Source organism: Acinetobacter radioresistens DSM 6976 = NBRC 102413 = CIP 103788, assembly GCF_006757745.1.
In the GTDB taxonomy this organism is placed as follows: domain Bacteria; phylum Pseudomonadota; class Gammaproteobacteria; order Pseudomonadales; family Moraxellaceae; genus Acinetobacter; species Acinetobacter radioresistens.
Genome location: NZ_AP019740.1, coordinates 1,005,639 through 1,025,320, shown reverse-complemented (window position 1 = coordinate 1,025,320; position 19,682 = coordinate 1,005,639). Strand labels below are relative to the sequence as shown.

The 19,682-nt window shown below is 41.7% G+C and carries 17 protein-coding genes and 2 pseudogenes; 13 read left to right on the top strand and 6 right to left on the bottom strand.

Annotation, left to right across the window (positions count from 1 at the left end; all coding sequences use genetic code 11):
• Positions 1–81 precede the first annotated feature (81 nt).
• Both gloA and ACRAD_RS04675 read right to left on the bottom strand, forming a co-directional pair.
• Positions 82–483: a lactoylglutathione lyase gene (gene gloA, locus ACRAD_RS04680; RefSeq protein ID WP_005025346.1), complete on the bottom strand. Its 402-nt coding sequence runs from the start codon at positions 481–483 to the stop codon at positions 82–84.
• Positions 484–485: 2 nt separating this feature from the next.
• Positions 486–2,639 carry an AmpG family muropeptide MFS transporter gene (locus ACRAD_RS04675; protein ID WP_010700345.1) on the bottom strand — a complete coding sequence of 718 codons (2,154 nt, stop codon included), beginning with the start codon at positions 2,637–2,639 and terminating at the stop codon, positions 486–488.
• A 181-nt stretch (positions 2,640–2,820) separates the two neighbouring features.
• Here ACRAD_RS04675 and ACRAD_RS04670 point away from each other — a divergent pair.
• The 3 genes and pseudogenes from ACRAD_RS04670 to ACRAD_RS04660 form a co-directional block, all read left to right on the top strand.
• Positions 2,821–4,365: pseudogene (locus tag ACRAD_RS04670) on the top strand (AAA family ATPase); the annotation flags it as partial.
• Between the two features lie 54 nt (positions 4,366–4,419).
• Positions 4,420–5,445, top strand: coding sequence for an IS30-like element ISAba125 family transposase (locus ACRAD_RS04665; protein ID WP_010326927.1), 1,026 nt, complete (start codon positions 4,420–4,422; stop codon positions 5,443–5,445).
• Between the two features lie 7 nt (positions 5,446–5,452).
• Positions 5,453–6,544 (top strand): annotated as a pseudogene (locus ACRAD_RS04660) (Lon-insertion domain-containing protein); the annotation flags it as partial.
• A 55-nt stretch (positions 6,545–6,599) separates the two neighbouring features.
• On the opposite strand, the gene grxD reads toward ACRAD_RS04660, so the two are convergent.
• Positions 6,600–6,941 carry a Grx4 family monothiol glutaredoxin gene (grxD, locus tag ACRAD_RS04655; RefSeq protein WP_005015011.1) on the bottom strand — a complete coding sequence of 114 codons (342 nt, stop codon included), beginning with the start codon at positions 6,939–6,941 and terminating at the stop codon, positions 6,600–6,602.
• A 161-nt stretch (positions 6,942–7,102) separates the two neighbouring features.
• On the opposite strand from grxD, the gene ACRAD_RS04650 reads away from it, so the two are divergent.
• The gene (locus ACRAD_RS04650; RefSeq protein ID WP_005025340.1) at positions 7,103–8,317 is read left to right on the top strand and encodes an aspartate aminotransferase family protein; all 1,215 of its coding nucleotides are present in this window, start codon (positions 7,103–7,105) and stop codon (positions 8,315–8,317) included.
• Between the two features lie 55 nt (positions 8,318–8,372).
• Here ACRAD_RS04650 and ACRAD_RS04645 read toward each other — a convergent pair whose 3' ends face one another.
• From ACRAD_RS04645 to surE, 3 genes are all read right to left on the bottom strand, one after another.
• Positions 8,373–9,302, bottom strand: coding sequence for a LysR family transcriptional regulator (locus ACRAD_RS04645; protein WP_005015015.1), 930 nt, complete (start codon positions 9,300–9,302; stop codon positions 8,373–8,375).
• A gap of 98 nt (positions 9,303–9,400) precedes the next feature.
• Positions 9,401–10,222: a peptidoglycan DD-metalloendopeptidase family protein gene (locus ACRAD_RS04640; protein WP_005025337.1), complete on the bottom strand. Its 822-nt coding sequence runs from the start codon at positions 10,220–10,222 to the stop codon at positions 9,401–9,403.
• A gap of 121 nt (positions 10,223–10,343) precedes the next feature.
• Entirely contained in the window at positions 10,344–11,117 is a 774-nt protein-coding gene (surE, locus tag ACRAD_RS04635) for a 5'/3'-nucleotidase SurE (RefSeq protein ID WP_005015018.1), read from the bottom strand.
• Positions 11,118–11,223: 106 nt separating this feature from the next.
• On the opposite strand from surE, the gene ACRAD_RS04630 reads away from it, so the two are divergent.
• The 9 genes from ACRAD_RS04630 to ACRAD_RS04590 all read left to right on the top strand — a co-directional run bounded on the left by ACRAD_RS04630 (position 11,224) and on the right by ACRAD_RS04590 (position 19,460).
• Positions 11,224–11,595, top strand: a complete 372-nt coding sequence (locus ACRAD_RS04630; RefSeq protein WP_005025334.1) for an MCR_0457 family protein — start codon at positions 11,224–11,226, stop codon at positions 11,593–11,595.
• A gap of 160 nt (positions 11,596–11,755) precedes the next feature.
• A complete protein-coding gene (locus tag ACRAD_RS04625) occupies positions 11,756–12,154 on the top strand; it encodes an MCR_0457 family protein (protein WP_005025333.1) in 399 nt (132 codons plus the stop codon).
• Positions 12,155–12,272: 118 nt separating this feature from the next.
• Entirely contained in the window at positions 12,273–13,421 is a 1,149-nt protein-coding gene (gene dacC, locus ACRAD_RS04620) for a D-alanyl-D-alanine carboxypeptidase PBP5/6 (protein ID WP_005025331.1), read from the top strand.
• A gap of 98 nt (positions 13,422–13,519) precedes the next feature.
• Positions 13,520–14,056, top strand: coding sequence for a gamma carbonic anhydrase family protein (locus ACRAD_RS04615; RefSeq protein WP_005015027.1), 537 nt, complete (start codon positions 13,520–13,522; stop codon positions 14,054–14,056).
• Positions 14,057–14,903: 847 nt separating this feature from the next.
• Complete coding sequence (locus ACRAD_RS04610; protein ID WP_005025328.1) at positions 14,904–15,389, top strand: NUDIX hydrolase; 486 nt, start codon at positions 14,904–14,906, stop codon at positions 15,387–15,389.
• Between the two features lie 4 nt (positions 15,390–15,393).
• Complete coding sequence (gene mnmA / locus ACRAD_RS04605; RefSeq protein ID WP_005025326.1) at positions 15,394–16,527, top strand: tRNA 2-thiouridine(34) synthase MnmA; 1,134 nt, start codon at positions 15,394–15,396, stop codon at positions 16,525–16,527.
• 17 nt (positions 16,528–16,544) lie between these two features.
• Complete coding sequence (gene hflD, locus ACRAD_RS04600; RefSeq protein ID WP_005015036.1) at positions 16,545–17,276, top strand: high frequency lysogenization protein HflD; 732 nt, start codon at positions 16,545–16,547, stop codon at positions 17,274–17,276.
• Between the two features lie 55 nt (positions 17,277–17,331).
• Entirely contained in the window at positions 17,332–18,720 is a 1,389-nt protein-coding gene (gene purB / locus ACRAD_RS04595) for an adenylosuccinate lyase (protein WP_005015038.1), read from the top strand.
• Between the two features lie 92 nt (positions 18,721–18,812).
• Positions 18,813–19,460, top strand: coding sequence for a DUF2238 domain-containing protein (locus tag ACRAD_RS04590; protein WP_005015040.1), 648 nt, complete (start codon positions 18,813–18,815; stop codon positions 19,458–19,460).
• The last annotated feature ends 222 nt before the right edge of the window (positions 19,461–19,682 follow it).

Sequence of the window (19,682 nt, the reverse complement as noted above, 5' to 3'; positions counted from 1 at the left end):
TTTCATCTTACTGAGCGTAATTATTTAAGCTAGTGTTTAGCTAAAATGTTCGGTATTTTCTTTGAACACTTAGTCTTTTACTTAATTGTTCCTGGCATTGTCATCCTGTTGAATTAGCTCAATCTTATAACCATTTGGGTCTTCAACAAAGGCAATTACGGTAACTCCGCCTTTCATCGGTCCAGCTTCACGAACCACATTACCACCACGTGCTTTAATTTCCTCACATGCCTTGTAGGCATCTTCTACTGCAATGGCGATATGACCGTAAGCATTGCCCAATTCATAACTTTCTGTATCCCAATTGTGGGTTAACTCAAGTACTGTATGGTTTGCTTCATCACCATATCCTACAAATGCCAGAGTAAAGCGGCCCTCTTCATAATCACGTTTACGAAGTAAAGTCATACCGAGCACTTCAGTATAGAACTTGAGAGACTGTTCTAAATTGCCTACTCGTAACATGGTATGCAGCATGCGCATGATTAATCACCTTTATGTTCAGATTCTAGAGATTGATGTTCTCGCAGTAATTTTGCTACCCATACGACTAATACCAAAATCGGAATACCGATTAGTGTAGTCATAAGGAAAAACTTCGGATAACCGATATTGGAAACAATAGTACCTGAATACCCTCCTAAAATCTTAGGAGTTAATGTCATAAGTGAACTAAAAATAGCATATTGAACAGCGGTAAAAGAAACGCTGGTCAAGCTAGATAAAAAGGCAATAAATGCCGCACCTGCCAGACCGGACGCCAGATTATCAACAATAATGGCAAAATATAACCAGAGCGAGCTATAAGGTTTAATGACTTTACCACTTACAACTGTTGTGTCTTTTTGGGGGTCAACAACAGAAAGTGGCTGAATATCGATATCAAGCTGTTTGGCTGTTTTTAAATTATTCACTTTATAAGAGTGTGTGGTTTGTAATTTTACCTGCTTGTTTTCTATCAACTCCGCAACAACTGTTTTACTTGGAGAATTGACTAGCAGATGAGCATCTATTGCTGCGCTAAATATACCGTTGTCATCAAGTTTGGCATCGAAATTATGACCATCCAGATGTAAAACTATTTTTTGCTCTGGATTAAAAGCAGGGCCAGCATACTGTCCTCTTACCACCAGGCTATTTTTCTGCTCCTGCTGATCTAGCTGGTTATCACTGGTAATGGGTAGCAACAGCAGTTGAGAACGGTTATGATCCTGAGTTAAATAAGGTATATAGGCATTAACCTGCTCAGGACTATCTGTATACTGAGTTTTTACTGAAATCTGGCTTTGCTGTGCAAGCTGGTTGTTGGGTATTGCTACACTCCAAGTTCCTACTTCATCCGTAGTAGTCTGATAAGTTTGATGACCCACTGAAATTTCAATATCACCTAATGGCTGACCAGATTTAACCAAGCCAATAAAGATTAAGTTGGTAGAACTGGCCAATACTGCTCCTACAAACATTAATTTCATAATGTTAATGCGCTGCGCCAGCAAACCGCCCAAGAAACCACCGATTAGGCTAAAAATTACGCCATACACTTTAACCGCTTCGGCAATCTGTTCTTTACTAAAATTGAGATCCTGATAAAACACATTAGATATAACACCAGCAATAATATCGGAAATTCGGTAAAAACCAATTAACAGCAATAATACCAGAGCTAGTTTTAATCCATAGCGTTTAAAAAAATCTAATATTGGATTTACCCAGGTTTCAAAAGCCATCTGCCGGTTTACAGCGCCCAGTTTTACCAGCGTAGCACCCACCAGTATTGATACTGCGCCTGAGCCTAAAAAGCGCAAAGCTTCAAACAGGAACAAAAGAAAACTATCTTCAATACCCATATTATGAACAAGTGCTTCAACGGCAGTACCTGAGTAAATATAGGCAGTAACGAAGCTGATGACCGCAACAAAAAATACTGCCACCAGCCGGTAGTAATCACTACGTTTATATTCTTTATAGATACGGTTTACTTGTGGCTCGCGAATAATAAGTGTAGTCAATACACCAACTAACATGACGGCTGCCATAACCAGATAAGTAGTCTGCCATGCAGTATAGATGTAATTACCTTTAGCAGTTCCTAAATATGCTGCCAGGAATAAAGCACCTGCACCGGCGACAATCATACCAATCCGGTAACCGGCATTATAAGTAGATGCAAGGACGGTCTGCATTTCTGTTTCAGCAAGCTCGATTCGGTAGGCATCAATTACAATATCTTGTGTTGCTGCCGAGAAACCTAGTAATACGGCACCTGCTGCCATCTGGATCAGATGACTCTGCCCGAGCGCCGGATCAGAAAAAGCCATAATACAAATTGCAGTAATGATCAAACACTGTGCAATGAGCAACCAGGCTCGGCGACGCCCTAGAGTTCTGGTCAGATATGGGACAGGCAGCTCATCAATTAAAGGTGCCCATACAAACTTAAAAGAATAGCCCAATGCTGCCCAGCTAAAAAAAGTCACTGCACTTTTATCTATCCCTGCCTCGCCCAGCCACAGTGACAGGCTTGAAAAAATCAATAAAATAGGGATACCGGCAGAAAAACCCAAAAACAGCATAATAAGGGCTCGGCGGTCAAGAAAGGCTAAGAAAGCAGCTTTCCATCCTGAACTTTGTGTGGACATTGAATAATTATTTTCCAGTGAATCTTAAATTTTGCTATTCAAACGTTTAATTGATCAGGTTTCAATGCTTTTTATGAAATCCGCTGTCTTTTATAATGAAAGCTGATTCGCCTGCTTGATATTTTCCCTTAAACCTGTATACCTTTAAAACTCTAGCGAATATTAAGTTTTGGATTTTACAGTGACCCAAAGACTCGATCAAATGACATCTTCTTTATCTACCACTACTACAATTAATCTTGAGAAACAACTTGATCATGCCTATCCATCAGCATTGGACCGGACTGAAATTCAAAATACTTTAAACTTAACTGCGCTCAAGCCAGAACAGCTTACTCATATTCCTGATCTGGAGAAAATTCCTTCCTCAACAAAACGGATCAAGCCTCTTAATAATTTTTTAGGTCAAGACCGGGCCAAAGCCTCTGTCGAGGCCGGAATTACGCTACCTTATTCAGGCTATAATATCTTTGCTGTAGGTACAGCAGGTCTAGGTAAACGTACTATGATCCGGCGCCTGTTACAGCAGCATGCCAAAGCCATGCCTACGCCAGACGACTGGGTGTATGTCAATAATTTTGAAAATGCCCGCCAGCCCATACTACTACGTTTTCCGGCCGGACATGGACCCAAGTTTCAAAAAGCCCTGCATCAAACCTGGCAGGTTGCACTCAAACAGTTAGAACGGCGCTTTAGTGCCGAGACCTATCACAACCAGATCGAGTTAATTCGTCAGCAAACCGGCAATGAACAACAGCAGGCACTGGTAGAATTAACCAAAGAGGGCGAAGGCCTTGACCTTAAACTGGTCTCCCATCAAGAACAGCATTGCTTTGTTCCTGTACAGATTAAAGATGGCAAACTTGAAGAACTGAGCCAGACCGAAATTAATGCACTGAGCAGCAAAGAACGTGCTGAAATCGCATCCAATATGCGTTATATGGATAAAAAACTGGAGCGATTGGGCTTACATTTGGGTGATCTTGAAGATGAAGCCAGAGATCAGGTATCAGACCTGAACCGCGAAATTGCTAAACAGGTGGTAATGCCGCGAATTGAGAGTATTCTCAATAAATACGCTGAAGTTGCCGGCTTAGAGAAATACCTGAAGCAATATGCAGAAAACATTATTGAAAATGTCGAGATGATTCTGGATCAGGAAGAAGACGAATTCTCGCCTGCTTTATTCAGTCGTGTCCCTTCCCGCTATCAGGTCAATACTATAGTCAGTAATAAGCCAAACAGCGGCGCCCCTGTTATTTTTGAAGATTTCCCAACCCACTACAATCTTTTAGGCCATGTTGAGCAGCTAACTCAAAATGGTACGATCAGTACAGATTTTAGTCTGATCCGCCCTGGTGCACTGCATAAAGCCAACGGCGGATTCTTAATTTTAGAAGCAGAACAGCTTTTAGAACAGCCTTATGCATGGCAGGGTTTAAAACGTGCCTTAAAGTCTGGGCAGCTTAAATTATCATCGCTTGAACATATGCTAACTTTGACTGGCAGTATTTCAATCGAACCTGCACCCGTACCTTTAAACTTAAAGGTGGTTCTACTAGCTGAACCTGAAATTTATTATGAGATTCTGGAGGTTGAACCAGAACTCGACAGTATTTTTAAAATCCGTGCAGATTTTACTGATACATTACAACGTAATGACACTAACGAACAGGCTTACATGCAGCTCATTGCAGATTATGTACAGGCAGACAAGTTATTACCCGGCAGAGTAAAACTTGAAGTGCGACATAAACCACCTAATTAATTTAAAGGGTTTATGGAGTATATAAAATTGTCATACCATCATCTTAACTTTGAAGATCGTACTGCATTAATGCTTGAGTCAAGAAAAGAAGGCTTTTCAGCCAGAAAATTTGCTGAACTCATTAAAAGACATCCTAGTACGATCTATCGTGAGCTTAAAAGAAATAGCATCAATGACGTTTATCAAGCTCGATATGCTTCTGATAACACCTTCGCTAGACGTAGACGTGGTCACAGAAAACTCAAAATCGATTCAATCCTCTGGAAATTTATTGTTGAAGCGATCCGTTGTTTATGGTCTCCTCAGCAAATAGCAAAGCGTTTAAAGACATTTCCTGATTTGGATCAAACAATGAATGTAAGCCATACAACGATTTATTCAACGATACGAGCATTACCAAAGGGTGAGTTGAAAAAAGACTTATTATCCTGTCTGCGTCATGAAAATAAAAAGCGAAAAGCTAACGGTGAACCTAAAAAAGATTCTATATTACAGGATATTAAAACTATTCATGAGCGCCCAGCCGAAGTTCAAGAAAGAAAAATACCGGGTCATTGGGAAGCTGATTTAATTAAAGGTAAAGACAATAAAAGTTCGATAGCAACACTTATTGAACGAAATACACGGCTCTGTATCTTGGCAACATTACCTGATGCAAAGGCAGAATCAGTGCGCAAGGCTTTAACTGAAGCTCTGAAATATTTACCTGCAGAACTGCGTAAAACGTTGACCTATGACCGTGGACGCGAGATGGCAGAACATAAAATACTTGAAGAAGATTTAGGCATAGATGTATATTTCTGTGACCCACATTCACCCTGGCAAAAAGGCACATGCGAAAATATGAATGGTTTAATTAGGCAATATTTACCTAAAGGGATTGATTTAAATCAGGCAGATCAGCATTATTTAAATCAAGTTGCCATGTCACTGAATACTCGTCCTAGAAAAGCGTTAGATTGGCTTACACCATTAGAGAAATTTGCTCAGCTTGTTGATTATCATAAGACTTTTCAAACTGTCGCACCTCATGTTTGAATTCGCCCCCTTTGACCGCTCTGCACTTGCTGCGCTCCTGACAGACTCAAGCCGCCAAGCAGAAGATCAAAGTTCTCTGTCTTTACATGCACTGACTTTAGGTGACCTAATACGTGAAGCTCATCATCATGCCCATCAGGCGGGTGACAAGGTGGTTTCTGCCAAATACATCAATATGGCACTTGATCACCGTAAATATCGCTTAGGTTATTTAAGGGAGCTTTATTGGCAGGACCTGTCCCGCGGTACTCAGCTGATTGAAACGTCTGGGCACCGTCTGGGCCAGATTAATGCCTTATCTGTAATTCATTATGCAGATGTAGAGTTTGGTCTGCCTTCCCGCCTGACTGCATCGGTATACCAAGGCGGTGGAGATATTCTTGATATCGAACGCAGTGTTGAACTTGGTGGTTCTTTGCATGCTAAAGGCGTACTACTGATGTCCAGCTTTTTGAAAGCACATTTTGGCCGCGAGCAAATGCTTCATTTCTCGGCAGCATTGGCTTTTGAACAGAGTTATGGACAAGTAGATGGAGATAGCGCCACTGTTGCAGAGTTATCGGCCCTGCTCTCTGCTATTAGTCAGATTCCGATTGACCAGTCTTGGGCAATTACAGGCTCTATGAACCAGCTTGGACAGGTACAACCGGTGGGTGGCGTCAATGCCAAGATCGAAGGCTTCTTTGATGCATGTAAACTGCAAGGTCTAACTGGAAAGCAGGGCGTCATTATTCCACGCCAAAACATGCAGCACCTGATGCTACGCCAAGATGTGATTGATGCTGTCAATGCCGGCCATTTTCATGTCCATGCTATTAGCACGATTGATCAGGCGCTAGAGATTTTAATGGCCCAACCTGTAGGTATATTAGATAAAAAAGGCCGTTATAGTAAAGGTTCCATCTATGCGGCAGTTATGGAGCAGCTTGAATACTGGCAAGCACTTGAAGATGGTGAAGAAATGAGTGAGGATCCTAAGAAGAAGAAAAAAAAGAAGAAAAAAAAGAAGAAAAATGAAATAAAGATTGCCATTGAAGGGAATACAGTCGATCAAATACCAGCAGGTAATATATCTGCTGAACTTTCTGGTCAGCCCTGACCTCTTAATAAAAAAGCGCCTTTAACAAGGCGCTTTTTTATGGTTGGGCAGTTACTCAAGCTTCTGGAGCTGGGCTATACTGCTCGACCAATGGCTTGAGCTCACCATTTTGAAACATTTCCAGCATAATGTCACTTCCGCCTACCAGCTCACCATTTACCCAGAGTTGTGGGAAAGTTGGCCAGTTAGCAATTTTAGGCAGTGTTGCACGAATATCCTGATTTTCCAGAATATTTACATACGCAAATGGACGGCCAATTTGACTGAGTGCTTCTACAGCACGCGCTGAGAAACCACACTGCGGAAATTGTGGAGTGCCTTTCATATAAAGAAGTACAGCATGTTTAGCGATTTGATCGCGAATTAACGCTTCAGTATCACGTGCTTGTTCAGTCATAGATCAATCCTCAACTATTCTATCGGCCATTATACCTAAAACTGAGGAAAACTGGGTCCGTGTCAAAGATATTTCTATGTTAATTTGATTTTTGGCCTTTTATTCTGAGGCTGTTTTTGCTTATATAAACTTTTTAATCCACCTAACATCAAGAGTTAGCCATGAATAATATTACCCTCGCCCCTGTACAAGCTGATCAACCATCGCATCTGATGCCAGTCTTTGGCCGTCAATCGATCAGTTTTGTCCGAGGTCGAGGAGCGTATCTTTATACCGAAGATGGCACCGAGTATCTGGATGCACTTACCGGTATTGCCGTATGCGGTTTAGGCCACGCTCACCCAGTACTGGCCGAAGCAATTGCCGAACAGGCGATGACTCTCATTCATACCAGCAATCTGTTTGAAGTGCCTTGGCAAACAGCTGCTGCGCAGAAACTGGCTCAGGTCTCTGGTATGGAAGAGATTTTCTTTTCAAACAGTGGTGCTGAATCCAATGAAGGTGCTATCAAAATTGCACGTAAATACGGTTATCAGCAAGGTATAGCTACCCCTAAAATTATTGTAGCGGACAAGTCTTTTCATGGACGGACTTTGGCAACTTTATCTGCCACAGGTAATAAAAAGGTCCAGGAAGGCTTTGCTCCACTGGTAGAAGGCTTTATCCGTGTACCATTTGGCGACCTCGAAGCCATTGAAGAGGCTGCACTTCAGCATCCGGATATTGTCGCTATCCTGATTGAGCCTATTCAGGGTGAAGGTGGCGTGAATACTGCAGCACAAGGCTTCAGCTATCTGGAAGATGTACGTCGAATTTGCAACCAGCACAACTGGCTGATGATGCTGGATGAAGTACAAACCGGAAATGGACGTACTGGCAAATATTTTGCTTACCAGCATACCAATATTATTCCAGATGTACTGACAACTGCTAAAGGCCTAGGCAACGGTTTTCCAATTGGTGCGGTAATGACTCAAGGCCGTGGTGTAGGCGTACTTGCTGCTGGAAATCATGGATCAACCTATAGTGGTTCAGCACTGGGTTCACGTGTGGTTTATACCGTACTTGAACTTTTGGAAAAGGAAAATGCACTGGAGAACGCAGCTCAAATCGGTCAATATATTGTGGACCAGATTCGTGAACAGCTGAAAGAATATCAGGTTAAAGTCCGCGGTTTCGGAATGATGATTGGTATTGAATTACCGAAAGACTGTGGCGAACTGGTAAATATTGCACGCGACGAGTACAAACTGATTATTAATGTAACTGCTGGTTCTGTGGTCCGTTTATTGCCGCCACTTAACATGACACAAGAGCAAGCCGATGATCTGATTCAGCGTCTAATCCCGGCAATCAAGAATTTTCTTGAGGCTTAACAGATAAGAAAGTAATATAAAAAAGCCGCTCAGTGCGGCTTTTTTATACTCTTGTTTAAGATGCTTCCTGATAGACTCTGCCACCGGGAAGTTGACTAAAATACTGTTTCAGAGCATCCAGACAGCGATGAATTTTCATTGGCTGCTGTTCACGTCGAGAGATAATTGCATAAAGAGTAAAAGCAGGCAGTTTCCACTCAGGCAATACCTCAACCAAAGATCCATTAATCAGATCTTTCTGCACATCCAGATAAAGAATACGCGCCAAGCCATGTCCATGCTGACATAATGATTTCGCGACCAGCACATTGTTACTGTACAGACGGCAACGCATTTCCAGGTCAACAACTTCACTTGTCACACCATGCTGGAATGAAAACTGCTGATAATTATTCATGACATTAATTGGAATAAGATCATGATTTTTTAAATCTTCAGGACGTGATATTGGAGCAGACTGGTTCAGGTAACTTGGAGAAGCAACCAGAATCTGCTCAACCCGGGCCAGCGGCACGGCGGTCAGATTAGAATCCTCTATTTTTGAACTCATGCGTACAGCAATATCAATACGGCCTTCAATCAGGTCAATATATTTATTCTCAGCCTCAAAATGAACAGATAAACCGCGATGTGCAGATATCCAGTGAGACAGAGCAGGTACAAGATGCATGGCACCTATTTCTGGCGTGGTCGCAATGCGCAGGTCACCGACCAGTTCATCGCGCAGTTCATTAATTCGAACCTTTCCACGTTCAGCAGCAGCGAGCATTTCTCGACAGCTGTGGAAAAAAGCTTGTCCCGCTTCGGTCAGACTCAACTTCCGGGTAGAACGATGCAGAAGAATTACTTCCATTTCATTTTCTAATGAGCGGATTTGCTGACTGACGGCGCTTGTCGTAATACCAAGTTCACGAGCCGCACCGCTAAACGAGCTTTTTTCAACAACGCAAGCAAATACTCCCATTGCCCGGAGTTGATCTAACATAAAATTCCCTCTGAACTTTGAGCTGTCTTTATTATTCAATATTTGATAAAAACAACTCGTTGTATTATACGGGGATTTTCTAGTTTTGCATTAATTTATTAATTAATTGGTAAAATGCTTGCCGGATTGATCGGTTTACCATCCAGACGGATCTGGAATTCCAGCATAACCTGATTCGTACCACTAGAACCCATTTCAGCAATTTTTTGTCCTGCTGTTACATTATCACCGCTTTTTACCAGCATTTTACTATTATGTGCATAAGCACTAATATAACCATCTATATGCTTAATCAGGACCAGATTTCCATACTCTTTCAAGCCATCTGCCGCATAAACCACCTGTCCGTCTGCTGCTGCAAATACTGGATCGCCCAGATTTCCTGAAAAACGGGTTCCTTTAATATTACTTGCCGGATTATAAGCCTGAAGTACAGGCCCATTGGCCGGTTTCACCCATCGTAATGTCGTACTACGAACCGGTATGCTCGGTGTAGGGCTGGTTGGCTGGACAGTCGTACGAGTAGTTGTGGTTACAGGCGGCGGTGTTGGCAGAGCAACACGCTGACGCTGAATTGGGGCAGCCTGGGTAATCGGCTGGGTTTGACTACGGCGTGTACCTGAATTTTTCAGGCGCAGTGACTGGTTTACATAAATCCGGTAAGGGGCTGAAATATCATTCATTTCAGCAATACTTAAATAGCTCAGACCATAACGCGCTGCAATACCGCTTAAGGTGTCACCAGAGCGTACTGTATAGTAATCTGGTGCAGTTGCATAACGAGTCGGATTATTGATCTGAGGTTTAGAAGCACAACCTGTAAGAATCAGGGTAGAAACAACAGCAACCGACAACACTATTTTTTTCATGATTGTTGTAGTTGGAACAGGAAATAGGCGGTGTTGTGGAACCAATTGCATTGATCTCCCTCTCTTATATAGACTCAAAAAACAACTGCGCTAAGGGTATCAAAAAAGTCCGGTGAAAATCATTTCACCTTTCCTTTTTCACAAACTTATAACATAACTGGTTTGTCCGTGTTTAGCTGAGCTCAAGATCTGTTTGTAAACTCTCCAGTATTGCATAGTTGGTGGCGTCCATCTGAATTGGCGTAATACTCACATAACCATTGGCAATTGCAAAAAAATCTGATTGAATCTGGTGAATATTTTCTCGCGGTTCTGTTACTGCCTCACCAGCCAGACCAATCCAGTACACTTGGCGGCCACGTGGGTCTACATGGCTGGTAATCGGTTTAGATTGAGAACGCTGACCCTGATAAGTAATCTGGGCACCTTTAAGTTCCTGTAGGTCTGGAATATTAATATTCAAGATATGACGTGGCGGTAACTGGGGCAAACCACGAGCAATAAAATCATGAACCCAACGAGCAGCAACCTTGAACTCATCAGGATGTACATATGAGCGTACATTACCGCCAGCAAGTGAAACGGCAATAGCCGGCTGCTTCATGAGACGGCCTTCAAAAGCAGCACCTACTGTACCAGAGTACAGTACGTCATCGCCTAAATTAGCTCCACTATTGATACCACTGACGACCAGATCAAACTCGAAATCAAACAGGCCATTCATAGACAGGTAAACACAATCTGCAGGTGTGCCATTAACAGCCCAAACATCTTCAGCAATAGGTACCGGTCTTAAAGGACGGTCTAGGGTTAACGCACTCGAATAACCACTCCGCTCGGCTTCAGGAGCAACCACAACTACACGACCTAAAGGTTTCAAGGCCTGTGCAAGCGCCTGTAGGCCTGGAGCAAACACACCATCATCATTGGCAATTAGAATATTCACACAAAAATCTCGGTTAAAAAAATGACTGTAGAGGACATTAAATTGAATTATTCAATAAATTATATATATTTGACTCTCTACATCTACCTATAAATTTGTGAAAACAATGATTAAGTCATTTTTATTACGGGGACTAATGAGTCTGGGGTTTGTTGCAGTCATGTCTCAGGTGGCACTGGCCAATGAGGGCTTGACTCAGCAAGAGGCTGATACACTGGTCAAAGAAGATATTGCAGGCACTCAGGTACTGGCAGAGGTATGTCCAGCAATCTTGGGGAAAAATACTCGTCTGGACACTAATATCCAAAAGCTGATTAACAGCTATCTGGGAGAATACTCTGATTCCTCAATGACTTATGCCCGTTTGCAAAATGATATAGAGTATAAGCGTGTGCTTGCTGAAGCACGTTCAGCTGCAAAAGAAGCTGATCAGGAAGAACAGAAATCAGTATGTCAGGATGTTCTGGACTTTGAGTAAAACATCGACTTAAAAATATAACCTGTTTTAGAAATCCCGGCTTTTCCAAGCCGGGATTTTTATGGTGCATGTACAGGCTAGATACACTTTATCTATTTTCTTTCCATGATTTTTGATTAAGCTGTTTTGCTAATTGCTTGTATTATGAGACTAAAACTGTATGAAATTAAAACACTTCTCTAAAATGGGTTTAGGTTTGTTCACAGCTCTTATGTTAACTGCGCCTGGTACTTATGCGGCAGAAAACAACAAAGCTGGTTCTGAAAATATTGATGTAACACCACAGCAGCAGGTTACCCAAGAAGAGCTCGCCGCTATTTATGTGTTGTCTGAGATTTGTCCGGGACTGATTGGTAAAGACCAGAAATTTAATGAGGGATATAGCCGTCTGGCTCAGGCACATATGCCTGGCGAGAAAAATGCAGTTTCTGCCCTAGAAAAACGCAGTAAAGCAAAAAATTTCCAGAGTGTTCTGAAAGAAGCACGTCAGGATGCTAAAAATGCAGGCAAATCTAAAAACACCCAAGTTTGCCGTGACGTCGCTAGTTACGGTGCCTAATACCCGATAGTTACAATACTGTATGAAATAAGCTGGCTTCCTGGTAGAAGTCAGCTGTGCTTTGGCCTAAAATGCTAGCCTCTTTTTGTGCTCATATTAAGTATTGGAACCTCCTAGAATGACCCGAAAAAGTGCCATTGCTGCCCTACTCTTATTACCATCTTTCTCATATGCAGCAACAGTCCTCTCTTCTCCACCAGAATTGAATAATAAATCCTATGTTCTGATGGACTATGAGACCGGGCAAATCCTGGCTGCAAAAAATGAAAATGAAAAGCTGGCACCTGCCTCAATGACTAAAATGATGACCAGCTACATCATTGAGCAAAAATTATTAAAAGGTGAACTCACCGAAAACGAACAGGTTCGTATGAACGAGTCAGCCTGGTGCCGAGGAAGCAGTTCTGAATCATGTATGTACGTTCCTTTAAATGGAACAGCCTCTGTCCTAGAAATGCTGCGAGGTATCATCGTACAATCTGGTAATGACGCATCAAAGGCCGTGGCTGAACACGTAGCTGGGAATGAAGGTACCTTCGCCCATATGATGAATCAGGAAGCAAAACGTATTGGCATGGTAAATACCCATTTCGTTAACTCGACAGGTATGCCAGCTGAAGGTCATGTTTCTACGGCCAAAGATATGGCCATACTTGCACAGCACATCATTAAAGACAGCTCTAAATATTATCCGATCTATTCAGAAAAAGAATTTACCTTTAACGGTATCAAACAGGGTAACCGTAATGCCCTGCTTTATACTGACCCAAGTGTGGACGGCTTGAAAACAGGACACACTGATGAAGCTGGCTTCTGTCTGACTACTTCATCAAAACGTGGTCCAATGCGACTAATTTCAGTAATCTTTGGTGCGCCAACCATGCAGGAACGCGCAACTCAGACTCGTGATCTGCTGGGATGGGGTTATGCCAACTTTGAAACTGCCAATGTACAACCTGCAAAACAGGTTCTGGCTAAATCAAAAGTCTGGTTTGGTCAGGAAAATGAGGTTGAAGTAGGTCTTGCCGAGAACTTTAACGTGACTATGCCAAAAGGTCAGGCCGACAAAATTAAAACCCAGCTGGTGGTTCAGCCTAAACTAAATGCTCCCCTCCAAAAAGGCCAAGTAGTAGGTAAACTGGTGGCTAGCCTAGATGGTAAAGTTATTGCAGAAAAGCCATTAGTCGCATTAAAATCGGTAGAAGAAGCAGGTTTCTTTTCACGTATGATCGACCATATTAAACAGTTCTTTAGCAACTTGTTCTAATTACACTTTTTAAGCTTATGCTAAAGTTAGGGCATCTTTACTGCGGTATGGATGCTTTTTATTTTATACTGACCTGATTTTTGATTGGTTCCCCAGAAATGAATAACAATATTCGCTCCTACCTCGAACATACACCACAAGTTGATAACAGCTGCTACATCGATAGCATGGCAGTCGTTATTGGAGATGTGCATTTGGCTGAAAATGTTTCTGTCTGGCCTTTTGCAGTGGTACGTGGCGATGTAAACAGTATTCGTATTGGAAAGAACAGTAATGTACAAGACCATTGCATGCTGCATGTTAGCCATAAAAAAGCTGATAAACCTGAAGGTTCTCCACTGATTATTGGTGAAGATGTGACGATTGGACATCATGTAATATTACATGGCTGTACTATAGGAAACCGGGTACTGGTTGGCATCAAGACCGTTATTCTGGATGATGTCATCATTGAAGATGACGTAATGATTGGGGCAGGCAGTCTGGTACCGCCACGCAAGCGACTGGAGAGCGGTTATCTATATGTAGGGAGTCCTGTACAAAAAGTTCGACCACTTACAGACAAAGAAAAAGAATTTCTTCCATACTCAGCAAGACACTATGTGAAAGTCGCAAATAATTATCAGGAAAATTAATTTATAGCCTAATGATATCTCTTCTATCATTTAGGTTTAAAATTATCTTGTCCAAGAAAAAATCTATGAAATCTGCTCCAGATCAACACTAACCTAAACATAGTCAGCTATGAGAAAAGACTAAAAATGATATTAAAAAGTATAGCTTCGAAGGCATTTCAGTAAATGCTACGGACAGCTCTCTTTTATATAGTATTAGGCTTTTTAGACTTATCAGCGTTCCGAAAATTATATGATTGAGCTTGTCTGTCGTCAGTAGCATAATCAGCCCTGTAACTGAGCCGGTTGAGCAAGGTGAATTTTATAACTGGAAGAAAAGCTATAATCATTTTTTAAGGAAAGTCGATCCAATTTTTTATTGATCGATGAAAAAAGTTTAAAGACTATTTTGGTATAGCACTCAGCTACTATAACAGCGCTTTTATCCTGCACTTCATCAATCTGGACCATCTGTAAAAGCAGATTCGTTTGACAAGGTTAACTCTGATATAAAGTTTCTGTATGATCAGCCGCTACTTGACCGGAATAATACAGCTATCAATTTTTTAAATCTAAAAATTCAGTTATATCTATAGTTCAGAAGTAAATAAAATTTAAGGGATTAATATTACTAAAGATATAAGTATGGTGGCTTTGGAACACCGGATCTTGAAACATCTGACTGTAAATGACGTTTGTGACCTGTAATATGGATAGGTAGCCAAGTGAAAAAATTTCAATAATTGATCGATATTTTCCAGCACAGATAATAAGCAATAAAATATTATTCAATACTTAGTCTGGCATGAGCATAGCCATATCCACCTAAATTTTGTAGAATACGGCTTTTACCTTACGGTGCTTTTAAATGACTGCTTGGACACCACATGTGACTGTCGCAACCGTCGTAGAAAAAGATGGTAAATTTCTGTTTGTTGAAGAACAGGCTGAAGGCGTAACTCATACTGTATTTAACCAGCCTGCAGGCCATGTCGAAGCAGGTGAAACAGTCGTTCAGGCTGCTGTGCGTGAGACCATGGAAGAAACTGGTTATGAGGTAGAAATACACTCTTTGCTAGGCATCTATACTTATACCCCTCCCATGTTTCCTGATCGTACTTATTATCGTTTCTGCTTTCTTGCCAAGGCAGGCACTTACAATGCTGATGCACCACTAGACACTGGTATTGTCGGCGCAGTATGGATGACTCTAGACGAGCTGACCGAGACAGCCCGTGCACGCAGTCCACTGGTCATCAAAGCAGTTCAAGACGCACTGTCAGGGCAAAAATTTCCTTTATCGCTCATCTATGAGCACCAAAATTCTCCCCTTATTTCAAATCTGGATGCTTAATCCTATGCAACAACGTGTCATCGTCGGTATGTCTGGTGGTGTAGATTCTTCTGTTTCTGCAGCACTTCTTCTTCAACAGGGTTATCAGGTTGAAGGTCTCTTCATGAAGAACTGGGAAGAAGATGACGGCACGGAGTACTGTACTGCAATGAAAGATCTGGCTGATGCACAGGCTGTCTGTGACAGAATCGGCATCAAGCTGCATACCGCAAATTTTGCAATGGAATATTGGGATCGTGTATTCGAACATTTTCTGGCCGAATATGCTGCAGGCCGTACGCCTAATCCGGATATTCTTTGTAACAAGGAAATTAAATTCCGTGCATTTCTAGATCATGCCGTAAAACTGGGTGCAGATTTTATTGCTACTGGTCATTATGCTCGCCGTGGTGAAACTAAATATAATTCGCAAGGTGAAGCTTATGCAGAACTATTGCGTGGCGTAGATACGAATAAAGACCAGACCTACTTTCTGCATGCTGTTCATGGCCGTGAAATTAACAAGACTCTATTTCCAGTAGGAGAAATAGAAAAACCGCAGGTACGTAAAATCGCAGAAGAGCTTGGTCTGGCCACAGCAAAAAAGAAAGATTCAACCGGTATCTGCTTCATTGGTGAACGCCGCTTTAATGACTTTCTTAAACAGTATCTGCCAGCACAGCCGGGGAAAATCGTTCTCGATGATGGTAAAGAGGTTGGTGAGCATCACGGGTTAATGTACTATACACTCGGCCAGCGCGGCGGTATTGGAATTGGTGGCTTAAAAGGTGCGGCTGAAGGTGCGTGGTTTGTGCTGTATAAAGATATTGCGGGTAACCGTCTGGTAGTAGGCCAAGGCCATGAGCATCCTCTTATGCAGAGTACAATTCTTTGGAGTGAAGCGATTGACTGGGTTGCGGGTGAACAGGAAATTCCTGCATCCGGATTACGTTGTACAGCAAAAACTCGTTATCGCCAAGCTGACCAGGATTGTACGGTTTATAAAGATGATTCTAGTACGCAAGGGGTACGGGTTGAATTTGATGATCCCCAACGCGCAGTTACACCAGGACAAAGTGTAGTATTTTATAGTGGTGAAGTTTGCTTAGGTGGTGGCGTGATTCATCATACCAATGCACCTGTTCCCGATTTTATTTAGCAAGGAAGTGATCAGGCATGGTTGATTTCCCCTTTCAACAGCCTCAAACCCTGAGTGAGCGCCAAAACAGGGCTTTAGCCTTGGCAGCCGTATTCCAGGCTACTCAGCTTACTCATATGACCGCCATGTCCGGTCAAAAAAGTATGGGCGAAAGTGGCAATTTCTATTTCGAACAGCTGATTAAAGCCAGTTTGAATATTCGCCCAACTGTTAATCATTCTAGCCAGACACTCGATTTTTTTAATCACCTTGCCGATATATCTTTAGGTTTAAAAACGCTGGAAAGCAGTATAATCCAGCCTTTTTCAAGCACCCCCAAATCTCGTATTCCTAAAATCTCGGCAGCTAAACTGCCCATGTCGTATGCTATGGCCTTGCTGCAATTAGAAAAGAAGGTTTATCGGAATCCGGAATATGTCCAGATTATTGAAAAATCTCAGCAAAAAATATTAAAACAGCTTTCTTTTTTCGATAATAATTATTTGCACCCCAGTATTCTTGCCAATCTTGCCCAGACCTATGTCGATACAGCAGGACAGATTAATCCGCGTATTTTAGTTCGTGGTAACGCTGAAGCATTTAAAGACACACAACATACCAACCGGATTCGCGCCAGCCTGTTTACTGGTCTGCAAATGGCACATTTGTGGCGTCAGCTCGGTGGCAGCTCCTGGAATATGATTTTCAGGAAACGTAAATTACTACAGGATATTCAGGATCTCGCTCGTTTACAGTATCAGGCGGTTTAACTGATGCAAAATGGGCTTGCTGCTTAGCTTTAATTCCAGACTTCAAGGAATCACTATGAACGCTTTAACTGCACTTTCACCACTCGACGGGCGCTACGCAAGCAAATGCGATGCATTACGCCCTTATCTTTCTGAGTTTGGCCTGATCCATGCCCGTGTTACTGTTGAAGTGCGTTGGTTACAAGCGCTCGCAAAACATCCTGAAATTACTGAAGTTGCTGATTTTAGTGCTGCAACCAATGCTGCTCTTGACCAGATTGTTACAGAGTTTTCTGAAGCTGATGCTAACCGGATCAAGGAAATAGAGCGCACCACTAACCATGATGTCAAAGCAGTCGAATATTTCTTGAAAGAAAAAATTGCCGGTATTGATGAGCTAAAGAATGCAGGTGAATTTATTCACTTTGCCTGTACATCTGAAGATATAAATAATCTGTCTCATGCATTAATGCTGAAAAATGGCCGCGATGTGCTACTGAAAAGCATGCAACAGTTATTAAACTCAATTATTGCCCTGGCTGAAACGCACGCAGACCAGCCAATGTTGTCCCGTACTCATGGCCAGACAGCCAGTCCGACTACCTTGGGTAAAGAAATGGCAAATGTTGCCTATCGTCTGGCGCGTCAGATCAAGCAATTTGAAAATGTTGAACTGCTTGGGAAAATCAATGGTGCAGTAGGTAACTATAATGCCCACCTTTCAGCTTATCCAGATATCAACTGGCCAGCACACTCTCAGGCTTTTGTTGAGTCTCTAGGTCTCACCTTTAATCCGTATACAACTCAGATTGAACCGCATGACTACATGGCGGAACTCTTTGATGCCCTACGCCGCTTCAACACCATCCTGATCGATTTTAACCGGGATGTATGGGGTTACATTTCTCTAGGTTATTTCAAGCAAAAACTTAAAGAAGGTGAAGTTGGTTCATCCACCATGCCACACAAAGTTAACCCGATTGACTTTGAAAACTCTGAAGGTAACCTCGGTATCGCTAATGCAGTACTGGCTCACTTGGGTGAAAAATTACCTGTTTCTCGCTGGCAGCGTGACCTGACGGACTCTACCGTACTTCGTAATATGGGTGTAGGTTTTGCACAAAGCCTGATTGCGTTTGATGCATGTCTTAAAGGTGTAGGTAAGCTTGAGCTAAATGCTAACCGCCTGCTTGAAGATCTTGATCAGGCACAGGAAGTACTGGCAGAACCGATTCAAACAGTAATGCGTCGTTACAACGTAGAAAAACCTTATGAAAAGTTAAAAGCATTGACTCGTGGCCAGGCTATGACGCGAGAGATGATGGTAAACTTTGTAAATGGCAATGAGCTGGAAGCCGTGCCTGCTGCTGATCGTGCCCGTCTTGCTGAAATGACCCCCGCAACTTATACCGGCAATGCTGCTGAACAGGCAAAACAGCTTAAAGAGCTGATTGAAAAAATCTAATTGAAAAAATAAAAAAGCGGAGCTTTGGCTCCGCTTTTTTATTATGATGACTTTAACTTATATATTTAAACTTAAAGTTTTCTAAAATTAAAATGATTGATTACCATTTACATGCGAAACATTGGGGTGTCTTTATAATTTTAGCTTTGGCTGTGATGATTGCCAGCATTCATCCAATGGAGCTATCTTCTTATCTTCTCCATCAACTCGGCACCCTATTGATGTGGATTGCTCTGATTATTCTTATTAAGAAAATCGGACTCGGCTTTGGTAGCGTAACTTCTTATATTATCTTTCTGCTGATTCATGTATTAGGTGCCCATTATCTCTATTCTTATGTTCCTTATAATGAATGGTTCATTCAGTTATCAGGGATAGATTTGAATCAGATGATGGGCTGGCAACGTAACATGTATGACCGTCTGGTACACTTTGCTTATGGTTTACTACTCTATCCGGTATTTTTAAGGTTACATCAGGTTTGGCTACCAGATTTGAAACCTTGGATATGGTTTATCCTTGTGATTGAGTCTGTCATGAGTACCAGCCTGATTTACGAATGGATAGAATGGCTGATAGCAATTAACTTATCACCTGAAGCTGCAGAAAACTATAATGGCCAGCAAGGTGATATTTGGGATGCACATAAAGATATATTGCTTGCAACTCTCGGAGCAATAATGACAGGTATCATCGTTTTAATTAAGGAGAATTATAAAACTTTATTAAATAGATCTTGAAATATTATTAAATAATTTTTTTTAATATTTTTATAACATGTAGTTATCTAGATTTATGCTAATATCCTTTTAAACAAAAATTTATTTTACTTAGCTGAAATAAATATACACACATTAATATCCAAAATAAAAAATTAAGCTTGAAAAATTAAATTTATTGTTCATAAATAATTACAATCTACCCTTAATAAAGTTCTAATTTGTATATTACGAGCAATAATT